Here is a 19,032-nt window from a genome sequence, read left to right as displayed (position 1 = left end):
GGTATTGGGCTATCAATATTCGTCTTGAATTATCCATTCCACCTCAAGTAATTCGTCAAGAATGTCTTAAAGCCAGATTGCCTTGTCTTCTGTCTCGCTGTTTCTATCTGGAATAATCCTGGCTCATTTTCCCTCTTGCATCACTCTGAATCATGTAATGAAGAATTCATTGCAATTCACTTTGCTTATAACGATTTTTATAGGTTCCCCATTAAATACCTAAGCTACAAACCTGAGAGGTGTTGCTTGAATATCAATGGCCCAGGAAATGATTTTTAGGTCTTGCGTTCTTTGAAGGTCGTGAGACTGTTGTTCCGTAGTTTTTATTAACCGTGCCGTATTTTCGGGAAACCTAAAAAGTGGCAAAGCTATGGAGAAAGTCATGCAAACCCATCAAGCAAAACTCACAAAAGTGCCTATCGATCACATCAGTGTTCAAGAGGGATTCAATCCACGCAAATTCTTTGATAACTGCGAATTTCAGCAGTTAGTCGTTTCGGTACAGGCTGAAGGAGTGATTCAGCCGATCATTGTCAGGCCGGTTGCTGATGGCAATGGCTATTGGGTGGTAGCGGGTGAACGCCGCTGGAGAGCTGCAAAGGAAGCCGGTTTAACTGAAATTCCTGCGGTAGTGCGTAAGCTGAGCGACAGGGAAGCCAGATTGATTGCAACCGTCGAAAATTCGCAAAGGGCTGATATGAGTCCAGCCGAAGAAGCGGTGGCAGCCAGGGATGTGTTGAGTGATTGCGGTGGTGATAAAAAGGAAGCGTTACGGCTTTTGGGCTGGAGTACTGTTAAGTTCGATGCGCGGTTATTGCTGCTTCATGCGGCCCCGGAAGTGCTCACTGCGCTGACAGAACGCCAAATCAAACTGGGTCATGCGGAATTGCTCTCGCAACTGCCCAGCGACTTCCAGAGCGCAACGCTCAGCAAAATTCTCGAAAACGGCTATTCCGTTGCTGAACTGAAAAGCCGATTGGCGTCATTCTCTCTGGATTTGTCGAAGGCCACGTTCGATAAGACGGCTTGCAATGGATGCCCTCATAACTCCAGTATGCAATCCAGTCTGTTCGAAGAACATATCAACGAGGGACGGTGCGCGAATCGGGCTTGCTTTGAGCAAAAAACCGAAGCGGCGATGTTAGAGAAAAAAGCGTCATTATCCGAACAATACGCTGTCGTTTTTCTCGACACTCAAAGAAGACCGGATTCTTTCAAGATTATCTGCCAGTCCGGTGGGGAAGGCGTTGGCAAATCTCAGTTTGAAAAAGGCTGTAAGCAATGCGCTCATTTGGGTGCCTTGCTATCCACTTCACCCGATCGTTTGGGTCGAATTACGGAGGATTGCTGCTTTAATCTAGATTGCCACAAAGAAAAAGTGACGGCCTACCAAGAGAGCTTGAAAACGTCATCCGTTCCGGCGAACGACGATAAAGGTAAAACTTTACCCAAGAAATCAACCAAACCCGCCCATCCAGCGACCGGGAAAAGCCCGGATTCTAGCATTGGTTCCGCTGTAAAAGAGGATGACACCCGCAATGCAAGTGCGGCAATTCCCCCAGCCAGAGTGATTGAGAAAATCGAAGGATTTTACCGCGACCTTGGTGCAAAACAGATTTCCGATAATAAACTGGCGGTCTTGTGCGTGAACACCTTCGCGCTTTATCGGTTGGTGAGAAGTTCGTTTCCGTTTGAAAAAATGCCAGCGTCCTTAAAAGACCCGACAAGAATTGGCGGCGAAATAGGGGTATTCGTGAAGGCGTTGTCGGATTTAGGTATGGAAGACACGCTGGCTTTCAATCATCGTCTGTTAAGCCATTTGCTGGGTGAGCATGAAAAACCCCATCCGATTCTGAATAAGACATGGGCGAAAGGCGCTGCATCCGTATTGAATGTTACGCAAGCAAAACTGGCTGACCATTTTATTCTGGATAGGGAGTTCTTGGGCTCGTTCACCAAAGCAGGAATCGAAGGTGTACTGCGTGAAGCGGTAAACGGCAATGGCGTATCTTTCGTCGAGCATTATGAAAAGCAAAGCGAGAAACACAAAATCGCTGCGCTGATGAAGAAGAAAAACAACGAAATCTTGGATGAAGTTTTTGGGTGCGGTTACGACTTTTCAGGCTTTGTACCGAGTTGCGTTTTGAAGTTTATGGGTGATGATAGTCATCAAGACATGGCATCGAGCAATGAAACGCCAAGCCCGTTCAAGGATGATTTGGCAGACGACTTGGATTGCGAACGGACAGAATCGGGCACCGCAAACAGCGACGACGAACGCGCGACCTTGGATGCTGTGGTTGAGCGTCCGGCTTGACTGATCTTCGTCCAGCATCCGTGCTGGGCTCGCTCAGTCATTTTTGATTAGTCCGCGTAAGCGTGTTGATCGAAAGCCCAACCAGCCCACTGCTGCGAAGCAGTAATCGACATGAAGTGAAGCGAAAGCGACACACCCCGGAATGCTTCACCAGTTCCGGGCAACTGTGGGAGAAGTGTATGACCGAGACACCCGGTTGATTTGTAAGCACGATCCTGAACGACATTCATGTTCCGGGCGAGGTGACCGTAACTTTATTTGTGGCGAAAGCCAATAGAACAATATGAACCGAGTTTTTGTTTTAGATGATCGAAAAATCCCGTTGATGCCATGCAGGTCGGCCAGAGCACGGCGTTTACTGGCTGCTGGTAAAGCTGCCGTGTATCGACGTGTGCCTTTTACGATCATTCTGAAATACGAAGTCGACCCTGACAATCAGCCCGTTGAGTTTAAAGTCGATCCAGGCTCAAAAACGACAGGCATTGCTTTGGTTGGTCAATTTAATCGCGGCAACGAATTGCTTTGGGGCGCGAATCTGTCGCACCGTGGCCAATCGATTAAAGACAAGCTGGAATCTCGCCGTTCATTGCGCAGGGGGCGGAGAAACCGCAAAACGCGTTACCGTGCCGCACGTTTCCTTAATCGCCGCAAGAAAACCGGTTGGCTACCACCCTCGCTGCAAAGCCGTGTCGATAATGTGTCTTCATGGCTGAAAAAGCTGCGTTCGCGTGCTCCGATCAGTGAGTGCCATGTCGAAACCGTACGTTTTGATCTGCAAAAGATCGTTAATCCAGAAATCAGCGGCATTGAGTACCAGAAAGGCGAGTTGACCGGCTACGAGGTGCGCGAATACCTGCTGGAAAAATGGAGGCGACAATGCGTCTATTGCGATTCAAAAGACACGGCTTTGGAGATCGAACACATTGTCCCGCGCAGTAAAGGCGGATCAAATCGAGTTAGCAATTTAACCATCTCATGTCGGTACTGCAATCAGGGCAAAGGCAATATGCCAGTCGAGCAGTTCGTAAAAGATCCAGCAAGATTAAATCGCATACTGGCATACGCCAAAGCGCCACTGAAGGACGCATCCGCCGTTAATGCGACACGGTACGCCATTGGCAACGCCATCAAAGAATTTGGCTTGCCGACTTCATTTTGGACTGGAGGCCGAACCAAGCTAAATAGATCGAAACAACACTACGCAAAAGATCATTATTCGGACGCTGCATGCGTTGGGGAAACCGGCGCCAATGTTGTCATTTCTGAGAACCCCAAGCCATTGTTAATCAAGGCAACCGGAAGAGGTACTCGGCAAACCGTCAGAACCGACAAGTTTGGCTTCCCACGCAATGCCGCTGGACGTGTTAAGCGTGTCTTCGGATTCCAGACTGGCGACTTGGTAAGGCTTGATCTGTCAAAAGGCAAATACGCCGGAACCCATGTTGGAAGGCTGGCTGGAATACGTGCAAACGGAAGGCTGGATATTGCAACCATGGCCGGAAGAATAACGGCCAGTTTCAAAAACTTCACAATCATTCAAAGAGGCGATGGCTATGCTTACACAAACTAAAAACCCAAACGGATATACCCAAGACCCAGAAAGCGAGGCTGCTTAACATGATCTTTGAAACCTTCCATAACATGCTCAAAAACGATGAGCGCATACAATTCACGGTCACCCGCAAGGGTGATCAACTTGCCGTGCTGGTTCAGCCGGTGCTGCAAGGGGGATTAGACGAGAAAGCCTCAGAAGCGATCCAGTCGCTGAGAGCAGCCTTGGCCATGCCTATGTATGTCGTCACCAATCCTCAAGCACTGGACACCGATTTTCCGCGTTCTCTGGCTGACTTTGCGGATGTGCGCGAAGACGGCCATAACGATTTGAAGGATGTGATGAGCCGTATCAAGGAAGCCGGAAAACAAGCGAAGACCGAGGCGGCAAAAAACAACCAGCCGGATAAACCCGCGGAAAAATCCCGGTTTGAAGAAGCAAGTCATCAGGACGAGACAGACGAAAAATCGGCGGAAATCGCAGTCACCGATAAATCATTGTTTTAAGGATTCACTATGGAAAACAGCAATAGCAACGTCACTTTCATTCGCCCGGTCAGGGTTTTCAAAATGGGGTCTGTTCGATTGGCCGATCCTGCCCCTGACTTGTCCCCGGAAGAAGCGATCAAGCTCTATGCGGCATCTTATCCGCATTTAGCTAAAGTCGAACTCAACGAGCCTGAGCTGATAGGCGAGGAATTGCACTATGCCATCAAACCCCATCAAGAAATTAAAACCAAAGGCTGATGGTTTTGGTATAGCGCAGTTGAAAGAATGGGGGAATCAATCCCCCATTGATAAAAACATGAATGAGAACGAGTCGCCATGCTTTCAATTCAGGCTGAACCTGCCGAAATTGCCCCATCGAACGCTTACGGGCATCGATCCCAAGCAGTTACCAATGTTGTAGGTCAATTGTTCGGTCAAGTCAGGATCGAAACCGACCTGAGCGGTTTGATCGACGATATTCGACACCGCAAAGACAAGGCCGATTTTGAAACTTATCGCACCGGGATTTCCTGCATGATTTTGTTGGCCCATTCAATGAGACTGGTAGAAGAAGCAGAAATCGATCAAGCCGTAACTGAAGGATGGGAAGCGATCTACCGGCTGTATCATGAGGTCGTTGCCAAGATCAAGGGCCACCTCAACGAAGAGTCAATGCGTATTGCAGGGGTTGGTGAGGAGCATGAAGACTTCGAGCAAATAAGCTTTGAAATGCAGCAAAATAAAAGCGAAGGGGTGTTCTTGGTGTTAGGCGTTTATCCGAGATTCTCCCAATTTTCCTTGTTGGAAATGGATCGTGAGCTTGCAAGAGCGGTGGCCGGTTGCCTGGAATGGACGATCTTCAATGGCGGCATTGGATTGACGGTCGATGACTTGTCCGAGCACTGGATGATGATGGGGGATGAACTGGAAGCGCTGGAGGAGACATTGGAAACTCAAGGCCATCTGAGCAACGGGGAATTGGCTGAATTCTTTTTGGATAATGATGTTTATCCGTTTACCGAGATAAGCGACGAGCAGGAGTCTCTGGAAGCGCATATTGCCTACCTGAAATCGATTTTAACCAATAACTCTAAATCGGTGTTCGGTGAGTTGCCGGATATCGCTGAAATCAGGCGAATGCTATGCGGTTGGCGAAAATCCAATCGGGCTATCTACGAGAATCCCTGGATCAAATTCATTCGGGAAACGATCAAACTTTGGAAGTGGATTGAAAAATCAGGGTTGAAAGCATCGGAATCTAACCTGTACCCATGCAACGAAAGTCATGGCGATGTCTGTTTGGATTACGGTCATGTCATCGGCTTTGGTTTCGGTTGGGAAGAAGCAGTTGTGAGCGATGTTTATGACAACATCGGACAAGCCGGAGAAAATCCGGAAGGGATTATTCGGTTGCATCCGCTTGCATGTTCGGAAGTCGGTGAGAGACTAATTTTGTTGGCCAAGTCGAGAGGGTTGATTCGATTGGCCGAGGTTATTAATTCAGCGTTGGAGGCTAAGAGTGAAACCTAACGATTTTTTCGAGTTTTACCAAGGCGAAAAGCCAAGCATTGTGCAAAAACATGCCATTTTGATCCATCAAGCCAAGGCACTTTCAGATACTAATGCTCAGTATCGAGCCAGTGATTTTCTGGCGTCGATGCACGATTTCGTGACGAATGAGCAAGGGGAGTCGGTCATCGGTGCCGGTCGCTTGATGTCGAAGGAGGATGTGGAATCGGTGCTGCGGTCAATGCTGGAAATGGGTAAAAGAAAAATCAGCCTTTTGCCACCGAATGTGGTGTCGATTTCCGAAAGCCATCTCGCCTGGACGGTTCCAGCCCAGGTTCGCCCCATGCTGTTCAATATGACCGGAATGCCGATGAAAAAGATCGATTTGCCTTGGCCAAGGTTGCTGATGGTCGCCAATCGTAATGGGAAACTGGCGGTGGCAGCGTTAAAAACAAACGGCAGGGTCGGTGCCAAAACAAAACTATATCATGCGCCGTTAATGAATGTGTATGCCAATGGCAATGTCTGCACGGGGTCAGCGACATTACACGACGAATGCGGGATCGAGCAGATTAAAGCGTGGGAATCGGTCATGTTCGATAGCGCCTTCTCCCATGTCAACAATCCGTCAACCCTTTTCCTGGCCGGGTATAAGAGCAAGGCGGTCGATAACAACGCTCATTATCGGTTCTGGCTTTCCCTGTCCAAGAAAAAGGTGGACAAATTTCCGACTGAACATTTGAATCCTTTGCGGTATGGCGTAGAGGGTTTTATCGAAAATCATGCTTAAAACTTGGTGATTCAAATGGGTAACACGCAAGATGCAATTAACAGGGTTTGTGACTATCGAGGCCTACCTAAAATTAGAAAAGGCGCCAAGTGTCTGGTTGACGGAAAAGAAGGAGTTATATTCGGCGGAAATCATTCGGCCAATTTTAATGTGAAATTTGCCGATACAGGACGGGTTTTAAATTGCCACCCGGAATACAAGATGACCATTTTTTTGCCAAACGGCGATATTTTGTACCAAAGTAAAGATGGGTAGAGGAAAACCAAAATGAGCGAATTAGAAGCGTGGTCAACTAACAACGAAGATTTCAATTACAGTTCACTTGAAGAGTTAATCGACAGCAATAGCGGCGAGCTTGCAGTTGGGCAAAGGATATATGTTGGGGATGGCCGGAAACCTAAATTAAGCGAGCTTTGTGATGCCGATGCTGTTATCGAGCTGATGCAAAACAGAGGCTTAGATATTGGCGGTGAATACGCGGATAGCTTTATGGACGATGTATCGGTAGAAGCAAAACAGGAGCTTGATGATCTATTAAAAAGCTGGATGCAAAAGCACGTCACGATCAACTTCTACACTGTACATGATGCGCGTGAGTATGTCCTGACCAGCAAGGATTTGCAGGAATAAACCCGTTTCATATTGAAAATTCAATTAACAAAAAAGGCAAAATGCTAAGTCCAGAAGAGTGGCTGATCAAGTTTATGTCATGAACGATGAAATTATTATCTTTCAATTGCAAAAATGCTTCGATCTCAAAACAAACCGTGAAGTAGCTAATTTTCTGGGGCTATCAGAGTCAATGGTTTCTAAAATATTGAAGGGAAAGAAAAGTTTGAGCTTTCATTATCGCTTAAAGATACTCAATAAATTTGGATTTATGAGAGATTTGACCGAAGAAATTCGCCCTGATCGATTAGGAAAGAAACTAACTGGACTGAGTATTGCTAGTGCCCAAAAGCAAGCAGAAAAAGTGCTGCATAATGAGTCTTGCTTAACTAATTTTCATATAATTCAAGAAGAATTTCTTAATGATTCTGAAATAAAAACACTTACAAATAGGGGAACGATGTCCTCAAATCAATATTGCTCACATTTGATTAAAGCGTTTGAAAGATTATTTCAGTTTAAAAATAACGAAAGCCTTGCCGAAGCCTTGGGTATTGACTCATCAACCGTCAGCAATATCAAAATGGGTCGTCAAGGCATTGGCGAAGAGTCTTGCTTAAAAATTCTTTATCGGATTGAGGGGGATTTTGATCTTAACTTCGTTGAACGAGTGACTTCCTCAACTGAGCTTTTGGCTGAATTAATTGACGCGTAGCATGATTAACTACCTCACCGATCGGCGCGATCAAATCGTTTTTGAGGAAACGCCAACCCTAATGCAGCCATTGCACGGCGAAGCGTTACCGAAACCGGAAACAGGCAAGCATCGGTTCGTAATTGCCAGTGATGGTGTGTATGTGGAAGCGGTTAATCAGGTGCTTGATGTTAGGTTGCCGGTAGCGAAGTCGGGAATCAAATTGCCCTATGGGCAAATAGGCGCGGTCGGCATCTGTTTGGTGAACGGAAAGATTCCGAAACAGATTTTGCAAGCTGTCTGCGAGAAGACCTTCCTTTTTGCACCGAAGGAGTGGGCTGGATTGGTGGTGTGGGACAAAATCCGCAAAGAATACGCACTGTATGAGCCGGAGGTAATTTCGTTTAGTGCGGGTCATATTTCCTATCGGAATGTCCTTCCGGATAAGTATAATTTGGTCATGGATCTGCATTCGCATGGAACTGTGCCGGCGTTCTTTTCCAAAACAGACGATAAGTCAGATAACGGCGGCTTTTATATCGCAGGAGTTGTTGGGAATTGCGATTCGGGTGAGCCTACCTTTGCCACAAGAATCGTGGTCAATGGGCATTTCTTTGAGAGTCCCGATTTTCGAAAGTTTTTTAATTGAAATTGGTCAAGAATGGCAGGAATATCAGAAGATGAAGAGCGAGCCAAAGCTAAAAACTGATTCAAATGTTTCGAACGCGGATTTGCTGGATAAGCTCAAAGAAGGCTTTGACTATAAAACTGATGTCGAAGTTGCTGGATTCCTGGGTCTCAACAAGGACACGGTTAGTCAGATTCGCCAAGGCTTGCAAGGCTTGAGCATTGCGCAAAGATTCAAAATCATGGATAGGTTGGCTAGCATCCAAATACGTAATTTGCTCGAAAAGATTGCGCCGGATCATTTATCTCGAGAGGTTCATAGACTCAGTTTGGATGGCGCGGAGGGATTAGCGTTTGACGAGATCGAGGCAGGCGAACCAGAAGAAATTGATGTCAAACTGATTGATTTATTCAAGTCGTATGGACAGAAGCTGAACTTGGTTCATACAGACCGACAAATGGCTGATTTTCTTGGTTTGAAAAGAGCCACGATATCGAGTGTTAGAACCGGAAAAAGTAAACTGGGTCCGTTACCCCGTTTGCGAATGCTCAAGGCCATTAATCCTGAGACAGGCATCGAGCAGGTTCTAAACGGAATCGATTCAAACAAGTCGCTTCACGATCTAATCGAAAAGCACATTGAGCTTCAGTCGAATTGTGAGGTAATAAAGTGAAATTGAACGTGATATAACTTCATGGCAGGAATTTCAGAAGATGAAGAGCGAGCTAAAGTTAAAAACTGATTCAAATGTTTCGAACGCGGATTTGCTGGATAAACTCAAGCATCTGTTTGGGTATAAAGCAGACGCTGGAATCGCAAGGTTTCTAGGCGTAACTAAAGAGACCATAAGCCAGATACGACGTGGAGAGATGGGATTAAGCATAAACCAGCGGTTAAAAGCCATGGACAGACTAGATATCGTTAGTACTCCTGGTTTATTGGAGAAAATCAGCCCCGAGTATTTGTCTAGTGAACTGCTTAGGCTCAGTTTGCGTGGCGCTGAAAGACTAGCGCTTGATGAGTTTGAGAAGGGCGAGCCAACAGCCGTTGATACAAAACTCATAGAGCTGTTTAAAGCATTTGGACAAGATGAAAACTTGTTCACCGTAGACCAGGAAATGGCCTCATTCCTGGGTTTGAAAAGAGCATCCATTTCTGGAGTTAGAACCGGAAAAAGTAAACTGGGTCCGTTACCCCGTTTGCGAATGCTCAAGGCCATTAATCCTGAGACAGACATCGAGCAGGTTCTAAACGGAATCGATTCAAACAAGTCGCTTCACGATCTAATCGAAAAGCACATTGAGCTTCAGTCGAATTGTGAGGTAATAAAGTGAAATTGAACGTGGATTTCAGTGATCTGTACAAAAACGTAGAAGAAATGGGAGCCGAGTTGGTTGACATCGATCTCAAGCTTTCCGATGAGAAAATCTCAGTCAGTTGTGCAGGCGAAGATTTAAGCGAAAACCCGATGGATGCTACCGGCCAGGAGAAACATACTCAGAACAAATCAACATAACACTTCGAGGATGTTTCCGTAACGGTCGCCCATTCGCTCTGCAGGCTCTTGAATATTCTGTCCACGAACTTTTCATCCTCAGCGGCTTGGTGGCCAACATAGCCGGTGCCTTGCCTGAAGGTTTCATAACTCAAAAGCAAATCCGGGTTTGTTTGGTCAAATCCGACAGGAATCCGTTCGCTTGGCATTGGCGTCAAGGCCACGTCACCATTTCTGGAAACCCAAAGGACATGATGACCGATGGTATCGTCGCAAGCAGAAAATATGGCTTTTAGCTGTTGTCTTGTTGGGTTGTGGTTGAGGTTCATGGGTTGTCGCTGGCCAAAATCAGTGTATCACAACAATCTTCGCACAAAACCAAAAGAAATAAGGGCTATTTGCATTCTGGGGTTGGAAATCAGAATGATTCATGTTTTTTAATAGCTCAGTTTTGTGCAAAACATAGTTGGATCGTTGATGAGCGCGATAGCTTGTTATGTGCAATAGTTGGTTGGGCTGTCAATGCTCGTTAACGGCCATCACTTGTCGGTCGGGATGACTATTTAATTTCAACGATTAATACATTCTATAATCCAGTCGAATGTCCGGTATCCGGCGAGCAAATTGAAATTATCACTGTGTCATAACGGCCAATTTGCGACATTCAGGTTGCTGAAAGGCATTGTTCACTAATGGCTGGTTTTGATTGTGAAGCTGACTTTTAGGTTCTAGCCCCGTTATTCCGGGCATTCCAAATTGGAAGCAACAAACGCCGGTAATAAGCAAGAGAAACTGAGTTATCCACTGCCAATTTCAGCTTCCGTTGCGATACCGTATTTATGGTGTTCAATTATCCGAATTTCAGAATTGAAGGTCAGGGCAGCGGTTTATAAGCCAGCAGTTTGGCCAATGTCTCAAGAATCGCGCTACGGGGATGAGCCCGTTGCCAAACCAGTGCAATAGTCCGGCTAGGGCGTTGGTGGATGTTGATATATCGAATGTCTTTATCATCGGGTTGAACGGCGACGGATGGCATTAGCGTGACACCGACACCGTTCTTAACCATGAAACGCAAAGTTTCCAGGCTGGATGCCCGGAAGTCGTGTTCCACGAAGCGGGAAGGATTGCACAATTTCAACGCCTGATCCCGCAAACAGTGGCCCTCATCCAGCAATAGCAGATTCTCCTTTGCCACCATGCCTAAGTCCACCTCCTCCAAATCGGCAAGGGGATGGTCGGCGCATACGGCCAAGGTAAATGGGTCTTCAAATAGTATTCGGCATTCCAGTAGCTCATGCTCTATGGGCAGGGCTAATAAAGCGGCGTCGAGTTTTTTGCCCAGCAGCAAATCTATTAACAAATTGGTTTTTTCCTCGACCAGCTGTAACTTGAGATCCGGATAGTGTTGCTTGATACGGAATACATACTCCGGCAGCACGTAACTAGCCAGAGAAGGAAACGCCCCCAGCGACAGCATGTTGCGATGCCGATCGCTGGCATGGGTGGCGATTTGCCGAATGCTCTGAACGTCAGCGAGAATTCTTCTCGCAATCGGCAAAATCTCTTGGCAAGTTTCCGTCACTTCAACGCTATTTTTCTCGCGCACGAACAGGTCTACGCCCAAATAATCCTCTAGTTTTTTGATCTGAGTGCTCAACGTTGGTTGGCCTATCGAGCATTGGTCGGCCGCCTGACTAAAATTTCTTAATTCCGCTACCGCCACCAGGTAGCTCAAATCACGCAAGTTCATCGCTAATTATCCCCTTCAGGGTGTGTTGTTTGGCAAAAAGCCGGACAATTTTAAATAGTACCACCTTGCGATTGCAGTCTATTGATTTGAAAAATGGGGCTATCGATGAAATGAATTTCAAAATATCTGCATAATCCGATTAAATAGATTCGTCGGAATGATCAATTAGCGGATTTTTAATTCGTTGATTCGCCCATTACCAATAAAAAGTTCGATAAAAATCGACGGTGCCATATTGATCGCTTCCGCTACCTGAAGCGCCATTGGCATGATTTTTAGCATTCACCCACAACCAGGAACAAAGGTGCACTATGAAAACGAAACAAATCTTCCTGGCTTCCGCACTTGCGGTAGCCATAACCGCAGCGTTGAATGCCAGCCCGGTATTTGCCGAAATGCAACCGACAACTAACAGCTTTTGGTGGCCGGAGCAACTGGACTTGAAACCGCTACGCCAGAATTCCACCGAGTCCAATCCGCAGGGCAAAGCTTTTAACTATGCCGATCAGTTCAAAACCCTGGACCTGAAAGCGGTGAAAAAAGACATCGCCAATGTATTGCATACTTCCCAGCCCTGGTGGCCGGCAGACTATGGTAACTACGGGCCATTTTTCATTCGCATGGCCTGGCATAGTGCCGGCGTTTACCGTATTTTCGACGGACGCGGCGGCGCGTCTGGTGGTCAGCAACGCTTCGAGCCACTCAATAGTTGGCCGGATAACGTCAGTCTGGACAAAGCCCGCCGCCTGTTGTGGCCCGTCAAGCAAAAATACGGCGCCAAACTATCCTGGGCCGATTTGATGGTGTTGGCGGGTAACGTCTCGTTGGAAGAGATGGGCTTCAAAACCATCGGTTTTGCCGGCGGCCGAGCCGACGACTGGGAAGCCGAGATCGTCAATTGGGGCTCGGAAAAGAAATTCCTGGCCGACCAGCGCCACGATGATAAAGGCGAACTGGCCAAGCCGTTGGGGGCCACGCAAATGGGACTGATCTACGTTAACCCGGAAGGGCCGGGCGGCAACCCCGATCCGTTAGCGGCTGCCAAGCACATCCGCGATGCCTTCGGCCGCATGGCGATGAATGACGAAGAAACGGTAGCACTGATCGCCGGCGGCCATACCTTCGGCAAGGCGCATGGCGCCCATAAGCCGGACGAATGCGTCGGCAAGGAACCCGCCGCTGCCGGCATTGAAGAGCAAGGCTTGGGCTGGGCCAACAAATGCGGCAGCGGTCATGGCGTCGACACAGTCAGCAGCGGCCTGGAAGGCGCCTGGTCGACCAATCCGACCCGTTGGACCCACGACTATTTGACTTGGCTGTACACCTTCGATTGGCAGCAAACCAAGAGCCCGGCCGGTGCCACGCAATGGATTCCCAAGGACGGCAAAGGCGAAAACTTTGTGCCGGACGCGCACGATCCCAATAAACGCCACGCGCCGATCATGTTCACGACGGACATTGCTTTAAAAATGGACCCGGAGTATCAAAAAATCTCCAAACGCTTTCTGGATAACCCAAAGGAGTTCGAGCTTGCGTTCGCCAAGGCCTGGTTCAAGCTTACCCACCGCGACATGGGGCCAAAGGCCCGCTACGTGGGTGCCGAAGTGCCGGCCGAAGACTTCATCTGGCAGGATCCGATTCCCCAAGTCGATCACAAACTGATCGACGCCAAGGATGTCGCCAAATTGAAATCTACCATTTTGGCTTCTGATTTGACAATACCGGAACTGGTCAGAACCGCCTGGGCGGCGGCAGCGACTTTCCGTGGTACTGACATGCGCGGCGGCGCCAACGGCGCGCGGATTCGATTGGCACCGCAGAAGGATTGGGAAGCTAACGATCCTGCCGAACTGGCTAAGGTACTGGCTCGCCTGGAAACCATCCAGAACGATTTTAACCGCACGATAAAAGGCGGCAAGAAAGTCTCGCTGGCTGACGTGATCGTGTTAGGCGGTTCGGCTGCCGTGGAAGAAGCCGCGAAGAAAGCTGGTGTCAAGGTGCAAGTAGCGTTCAAACCAGGCCGGATGGATGCCTCGCAAGAACAAACCGACGTACATTCAGCAGCAGTGCTGGAACCCAAAGCCGACGGCTTCCGCAACTACTTCGCCAAGGATAATGCGCTGTCGCCAACGGAAATGCTGGTCGAACGCGCCAACTTCCTGACCTTGAGCGTCCCGGAAATGACCGCGCTGGTCGGCGGCATGCGCGCCCTGGATGCCAATACTGGGCATGTCAAGCACGGCGTATTCACCAGCCGGCCGGGTACCTTGACCAACGATTTCTTCGTCAACCTGCTCGATATGTCGACAAAATGGAGCAAGTCGGCCACCGAGGGAATCTACGAAGGGCGGGATCGGGCAACTGACCAAGTCAAATGGACGGCTACTCCTGTCGACCTGATCTTCGGCTCCAACTCGGAATTGCGGGCGGTGGCGGAAGTTTATGCTTCGAACGATGCCAAGGAAAAATTCGTGCAGGATTTTGCCAATGCCTGGACCAAAGTGATGGACTTGGATCGTTTCGACAAACGCTGATTTAAGCTTGCTAGGCACCCAATCTGACCGTAAAAAAGTCAAGTTGGGGGGCCTGCTAAACTAAAGGACTGGAATATCACAAGAACCAGACAATCAGTAACATTTAATCCTAATGTCGCCTCAGGGTCGATTTAGCTCCTTCATTTCTAACGGGGGACAGAGTTTCTAGGCGCCTAATGTGTGTTGATCAATTCTTTTCCGTGTCGATCGTTTTGGATTTAATCTCTGAATGTTCCGGTTTTAGGCTAATTCCACTTCCAGTACTTTAATCTCAACCTGCAAGCCCGCAGCAGTAGCCATATTCACCAGGGCATCCAGTCCAAACAAATTGATTTTGCCACGCATCAGGTCAGAAACTCGGGGTTGAGTGACGCCTAACAACTTGGCGGCATCGGCTTGGGTGAGATCGGCGCGGGTGATGTGGTTTTTGATGGCCATCATCAGTGTGGAACGCAATTTCATGTTTTCCGCTTCCTGCGGCGTGTCCTCGATGGCATCCCATACGCTGGCAAATCGTTGAGTGGTCATGGCTTCAACTCCTTTACTAACTCTAAATATCGTTTGGTGGCTAAGTCCAGGTCGGTTGTGCTGGTCTTTTCCGTTTTCTTCTGGAAACAATGCAGCACATACACCGCATCGGCAAACTTGGCGACATACAGCACACGGAATGCTCCGGCTGAATCACGAATCCTGATTTCCTTCACGCCCTGGCCGACCGTATTCATCGGTTTCCAATCGTCCGGCTCCTGGCCGTGCTGCACTTTGTCGATTTGAAATCCTGCTTCACGTCGTGCTGACAGCGGAAACGTGCGCAGATCTTCTAACGACCGGCCTCTAAATTCGACGGTTTTGGTGATTGTCATAGAATAAATTATACAATACTTTGTATGATTTTAGAAGCGATTTACAGGCTTGACCCCTCCTTCAAAAACGGACTGATCAAGCAGGTAACAAAATGAATGAGGTTAGACTTGGTGTTTCAATCTAACAAAGCAAATTTATTCGGATGCAAATTCCCTACGCTCCGTTTGCGACGTTGAATGACAGTTAATTAAATACCTGCCGACATTGAGCGCAAAGCTTTGAACGTCAACTTGGGGTCGTTATTGTCAGTAGACTGTCCCTTATTTTACTCAGCATGAATGACCGCTTTTGAATAAATTCAAGTGATTTGTGTGGGTCAGGATGGGCTGGTTTAAACCATAAACATTGGCAGATTTGAGGAAGGATAAGCCGGTCATTAGAGACTGAAATTCCTTATGGCCTAAAAATGAAGGAATTGTTGTCGTACCCCAGGCTGATTTAACTGTCGTCTAATAGGGGCTATTCGGCTAGACTAATTAGAACTTAACGAAATTCTTGTCGAATAAAAAATAGTACGTATATCCATTAATTTAACGTGTTAGTGAAATGGAATAGTTGCCTTTTCTGGGCTTTTGGCATAAATAGCCATATTGATATAGGCGAATTCAACCCAAAACTTATTATCGATACTGGTGGAAGTTCTGAACCTTATTCCTGAACATTCCTAATTGCGGGCTATTGCTTGATTTGACGGCCTGACTCGATAAATAAACTTGCACGACAATTATCATCGACCGGGCAAAGCAGTTCGGTTTACATAAAGCGATGAAAGAAGTCATGCAGACGATGCAAGACTCTCGCATGGGCAGCTATGAATTTAGGGGGGGCGTCAAGGTGAACTGCGGTTTGTAAGGATTCTGCCGCCTGTCTTAGCGCCCTTTGAGTACAGTGTCATCTTCACTACACCCTATGTATTGCTTAGCCCGATAAGCTTGGTTGGGAAGCGTATCTTAACCGCACCATCAGCGACAACAAAACCAAGACAACGGCAAACTCTCTGGTAAATTTGATGAAACAGGGCTTGTCAGATACTTATTGGAATGAGACTATTTTTCATGCCTATATGAATCACCAACCAGACGTTATTTATCTTCAAGGCTTGCCCGATGTCAGTTCCTCCAGACCCGATCACACCGATGCGCCCAAGATTGCATCACTATTACCGGATAGTCCTCTATAAGCCAATAGCGTTGACCGGTCGTCAATGAACACCATTACCGAAGTTTTGACCGGTATTGTCAGCCGGGTGACTTATCACAACCCGACAACGGGCTGGTCGGTACTGCGAGTTCAACCCTTTCAATCGCCGCAACAACAAGAAACCGTCACGGTTCATCAAACCAAAGTCTTTGCCGGCGCCACGATGGAATTTCGCGGCGCCTGGACCCTTGATCATAAATATGGCCGGCAATTCAAAGCCACCGAAGCCATTGAAAAGAAGCCGGCGACGACGGCCTCTATTGAAAAATATCTGGGTTCGGGCCTCATTAAGGGGGTGGGTCCGCAAACGGCAAAACAAATTGTTAAGTATTTCCAGAAAGAGACCCTGACTATCTTTGAAAATGAGATCCATCGCTTAACCGAAGTCCCGGGCATCGCCCAAAAGAAACTAAAAATAATAGAGCAGGCATGGACTGAGCACCGTGCTATCAGAGAAGTGATGATGTTTCTGCAGGGTCATGGCATCAGCACCTTGTTTGCGGTGCGCATTTATCAAGAATATGGCGATAAAGCGATTGCAATGGTCACCGAAGATCCCTATCGGCTGGCGAATGATATTTATGGGATTGGCTTTTTCTCAGCGGATAAAGTGGCACTGAGTATTGGCTTGGCGGTAAACAGCCAACCCCGCATGCTGGCAGCTATCAAGCATGTCTTGGCCGCCAGTCGTGAGCACGGCCATTGTTATCTGACCGCGCCCCAGATCAATACCGGCATCATTGAACTGATTGACATAAACCTGGGGGAGCGGTTAAACGAGTATCTGGGTTTAATGCAACAAGCCGGTCAGCTGTGTACCCGACGTCTGAACAAAGATACTGTGGAAACTATCGGCTATTACTCAAAGACCCTTTTTTATGATGAAACCGCTGTCGCAGCCCTGCTGCGGGGAATGAAGCAGCCTGTTGCCAGTGACCCAAAGAGAATTGCCCAGTGGGTCGCCACCTATTGCCAGCGTAAACACATCACGTTAAGTGATGAACAAGCCCGCGCCGTTAACGGCGTGGTGCAACACCGTTTTTCAATACTGACGGGCGGACCTGGCTGCGGTAAAACCACGACGACCTTAGTCATCGTTCGTCTATTGGAGGCCATGAACAAGACCGTTTTACTGGCTGCGCCTACGGGACGTGCTGCACAGCGAATGAGCGAGGTGATCGGCCGAGAAGCTAAAACCATTCATCGACTGCTGGAATGGAAAGGCGGTGAGTTCCAGATGAATGAAACCTCTCAATTAAAAACCGATGTCCTGATTGTCGATGAAGGCTCGATGTTGGATATCAGTTTAACGGCCTGTTTATTAAAAGCGGTACCTCCTGGCTGTCAGGTGCTGTTTATCGGCGATCCGGATCAATTACCTGCTGTCGGCGCAGGCAATGTCCTTAAGGATATGATTGCTTCTGAAGTGATCCCCTGTTTTCGATTGACGCAGGTTTTTCGTCAGGCGCAAGCCTCCTTGATCATCCAGTATGCGCATCAGATCAATCAAGGACAAACACCGGCTATTGAGTCACCGTTTAAAAACCCTGAGCTCTGGCACAAAAAAGCCGATTGTTTGTTCATTGATTCGGATGAGGCCACTCAAGAGCAACTCGGGTTTATTAACCGCGTGAAACGCCATTTTGATTGGAAAAACCCCGAGTTGGAAAACCTGGTTGCCGATCAGTCACCGTTCGAGTTCAGAATCGAAGAGGCCATCCAATCCGCTTATGAAGTGGACTTTGTGGTCCCTGATAAATTCAAACATGTGGATATTGAGCAATTAACCCAAACAGAAGCGCAGGTTGATGCGCTGAAAGCGGTGGTCAAGAAAATTCATCCGTGGTCTTCACTGCATTATGGCCTTTCTGCTGTTGATACCGTGGTTAAGCTCTATCTTGAATGGATCCCTAAATACCATGGCCAGGCTACAGAAATTCAGATTTTAACCCCCATGACCCGGGGCAGTCTGGGCTCTGCCCATCTAAATCAGGTGATTCAGGCAAAAGCTAACCCACCCGCTGAAAACAAGTGTCAATTGAAAGTGGGGGAACGACTCTTCAGAGAAGGGGATCGGGTGATTCACCGTCGGAATAATTATGATCTGAATGTCTTCAATGGGGATATTGGCAAAATTGTGTCAATAAATAATGAGGAATTGACCGCTGTGGTGACTTTTTATCCGGATCACAGAGCCGTACACTATAAGAAAGAAGATATTATGGAACTTGATCTTGCGTATGCGATTACCATTCATAAGTCTCAGGGCAGCGAATTTAAAGCGGTTATTATTCCTATCCTTAGCCAACATTTTAAAATGCTTTATCGTAATCTTGTCTACACAGGCTTAACGAGGGCAAAAAATTTAGCGGTCTTTGTCGGCACCCGAAAAGCCTTATCCATGGCGATACGACAACAGGATGTAAGCCAGAGACAGACGGCTTTAGAGGCCTTGATTAAGGCATGAGTCGTTAGGGCCGGATATATAACCCACCTACAGTGGATCTTGAAATTCAGACCCTGGTTTAAGCCATTCCGCAAAAAGCCAAGGTTGCTCTGGAGTATGTCGTCCATCCTATACCAGTGACGCAATGGAAAAAGG

The 19,032-nt window shown here is 47.6% G+C and carries 20 protein-coding genes; 16 read left to right on the top strand and 4 right to left on the bottom strand.

From position 1 onward, the window contains the following. The first annotated feature begins 382 nt into the window (after positions 1-382). The 13 genes from GO003_RS24710 to GO003_RS24650 all read left to right on the top strand — a co-directional run bounded on the left by GO003_RS24710 (position 383) and on the right by GO003_RS24650 (position 10,103). Entirely contained in the window at positions 383-2,317 is a 1,935-nt protein-coding gene (locus tag GO003_RS24710) for a PRTRC system ParB family protein (protein WP_159657696.1), read from the top strand. A 283-nt stretch (positions 2,318-2,600) separates the two neighbouring features. Then, on the top strand, positions 2,601-3,887 hold the full coding sequence (iscB, locus tag GO003_RS24705) for an RNA-guided endonuclease IscB (protein WP_159657698.1): 1,287 nt from the start codon (positions 2,601-2,603) through the stop codon (positions 3,885-3,887). Between the two features lie 47 nt (positions 3,888-3,934). Then, positions 3,935-4,375: a PRTRC system protein E gene (locus GO003_RS24700; RefSeq protein ID WP_159657700.1), complete on the top strand. Its 441-nt coding sequence runs from the start codon at positions 3,935-3,937 to the stop codon at positions 4,373-4,375. 9 nt (positions 4,376-4,384) lie between these two features. Next, a complete protein-coding gene (locus GO003_RS24695) occupies positions 4,385-4,615 on the top strand; it encodes a PRTRC system protein C (RefSeq protein ID WP_159657702.1) in 231 nt (76 codons plus the stop codon). A gap of 78 nt (positions 4,616-4,693) precedes the next feature. Continuing rightward, the gene (locus tag GO003_RS24690; protein ID WP_159657704.1) at positions 4,694-5,887 is read left to right on the top strand and encodes a hypothetical protein; all 1,194 of its coding nucleotides are present in this window, start codon (positions 4,694-4,696) and stop codon (positions 5,885-5,887) included. Beyond that, positions 5,877-6,656, top strand: a complete 780-nt coding sequence (locus GO003_RS24685; protein ID WP_159657706.1) for a PRTRC system protein B — start codon at positions 5,877-5,879, stop codon at positions 6,654-6,656. The genes GO003_RS24690 and GO003_RS24685 overlap by 11 nt, the downstream gene beginning before the upstream one ends. Positions 6,657-6,671: 15 nt before the next feature. Beyond that, positions 6,672-6,911, top strand: coding sequence for a hypothetical protein (locus tag GO003_RS24680; protein WP_159657708.1), 240 nt, complete (start codon positions 6,672-6,674; stop codon positions 6,909-6,911). A gap of 12 nt (positions 6,912-6,923) precedes the next feature. Next, the gene (locus GO003_RS24675) at positions 6,924-7,286 is read left to right on the top strand and encodes a hypothetical protein (RefSeq protein ID WP_159657710.1); all 363 of its coding nucleotides are present in this window, start codon (positions 6,924-6,926) and stop codon (positions 7,284-7,286) included. 79 nt (positions 7,287-7,365) lie between these two features. Continuing rightward, positions 7,366-7,980: a helix-turn-helix domain-containing protein gene (locus GO003_RS24670; protein ID WP_159657712.1), complete on the top strand. Its 615-nt coding sequence runs from the start codon at positions 7,366-7,368 to the stop codon at positions 7,978-7,980. A 1-nt stretch (position 7,981) separates the two neighbouring features. Further along, positions 7,982-8,608: a PRTRC system protein A gene (locus GO003_RS24665; RefSeq protein WP_159657714.1), complete on the top strand. Its 627-nt coding sequence runs from the start codon at positions 7,982-7,984 to the stop codon at positions 8,606-8,608. Positions 8,609-8,639: 31 nt separating this feature from the next. Further along, entirely contained in the window at positions 8,640-9,260 is a 621-nt protein-coding gene (locus GO003_RS24660; protein ID WP_231089273.1) for a hypothetical protein, read from the top strand. A 40-nt stretch (positions 9,261-9,300) separates the two neighbouring features. Continuing rightward, complete coding sequence (locus tag GO003_RS24655; RefSeq protein WP_231089272.1) at positions 9,301-9,921, top strand: hypothetical protein; 621 nt, start codon at positions 9,301-9,303, stop codon at positions 9,919-9,921. Then, on the top strand, positions 9,918-10,103 hold the full coding sequence (locus tag GO003_RS24650; RefSeq protein ID WP_159657349.1) for a hypothetical protein: 186 nt from the start codon (positions 9,918-9,920) through the stop codon (positions 10,101-10,103). The genes GO003_RS24655 and GO003_RS24650 overlap by 4 nt, the downstream gene beginning before the upstream one ends. Here GO003_RS24650 and GO003_RS24645 read toward each other — a convergent pair. Together GO003_RS24645 and GO003_RS24640 are read right to left on the bottom strand one after the other, a co-directional pair. Continuing rightward, a complete protein-coding gene (locus GO003_RS24645; protein WP_159657347.1) occupies positions 10,085-10,411 on the bottom strand; it encodes a hypothetical protein in 327 nt (108 codons plus the stop codon). The two genes, GO003_RS24650 and GO003_RS24645, sit on opposite strands and share 19 nt — an antisense overlap. 545 nt (positions 10,412-10,956) lie before the next feature. Beyond that, a complete protein-coding gene (locus tag GO003_RS24640) occupies positions 10,957-11,832 on the bottom strand; it encodes a LysR substrate-binding domain-containing protein (RefSeq protein WP_159657345.1) in 876 nt (291 codons plus the stop codon). Between the two features lie 311 nt (positions 11,833-12,143). On the opposite strand from GO003_RS24640, the gene katG reads away from it, so the two are divergent. Further along, positions 12,144-14,366, top strand: coding sequence for a catalase/peroxidase HPI (gene katG / locus GO003_RS24635; RefSeq protein ID WP_159657343.1), 2,223 nt, complete (start codon positions 12,144-12,146; stop codon positions 14,364-14,366). Between the two features lie 240 nt (positions 14,367-14,606). Here the strand turns inward: katG and GO003_RS24630 are convergent, their stop codons facing one another. Further along, positions 14,607-14,894 carry a helix-turn-helix domain-containing protein gene (locus GO003_RS24630; RefSeq protein ID WP_231089271.1) on the bottom strand — a complete coding sequence of 96 codons (288 nt, stop codon included), beginning with the start codon at positions 14,892-14,894 and terminating at the stop codon, positions 14,607-14,609. Then, on the bottom strand, positions 14,891-15,229 hold the full coding sequence (locus GO003_RS24625; protein ID WP_159656709.1) for a type II toxin-antitoxin system RelE/ParE family toxin: 339 nt from the start codon (positions 15,227-15,229) through the stop codon (positions 14,891-14,893). Before GO003_RS24625 ends, GO003_RS24630 begins: the two co-directional genes overlap by 4 nt. Positions 15,230-16,239: 1,010 nt before the next feature. Here GO003_RS24625 and GO003_RS24620 point away from each other — a divergent pair. Both GO003_RS24620 and recD2 read left to right on the top strand, forming a co-directional pair. Further along, positions 16,240-16,410 (top strand): hypothetical protein, encoded by a 171-nt coding sequence (locus GO003_RS24620; RefSeq protein WP_159656707.1) that lies wholly within the window; start codon positions 16,240-16,242, stop codon positions 16,408-16,410. Positions 16,411-16,434: 24 nt separating this feature from the next. Then, positions 16,435-18,897 carry an SF1B family DNA helicase RecD2 gene (gene recD2, locus GO003_RS24615; RefSeq protein WP_159656705.1) on the top strand — a complete coding sequence of 821 codons (2,463 nt, stop codon included), beginning with the start codon at positions 16,435-16,437 and terminating at the stop codon, positions 18,895-18,897. The last annotated feature ends 135 nt before the right edge of the window (positions 18,898-19,032 follow it).

The organism is Methylicorpusculum oleiharenae, assembly GCF_009828925.2.
GTDB lineage: Bacteria > Pseudomonadota > Gammaproteobacteria > Methylococcales > Methylomonadaceae > Methylicorpusculum > Methylicorpusculum oleiharenae.
Note: the sequence above shows the minus strand (reverse complement) of the source record. Positions and strands in the feature narration are given on the sequence as shown.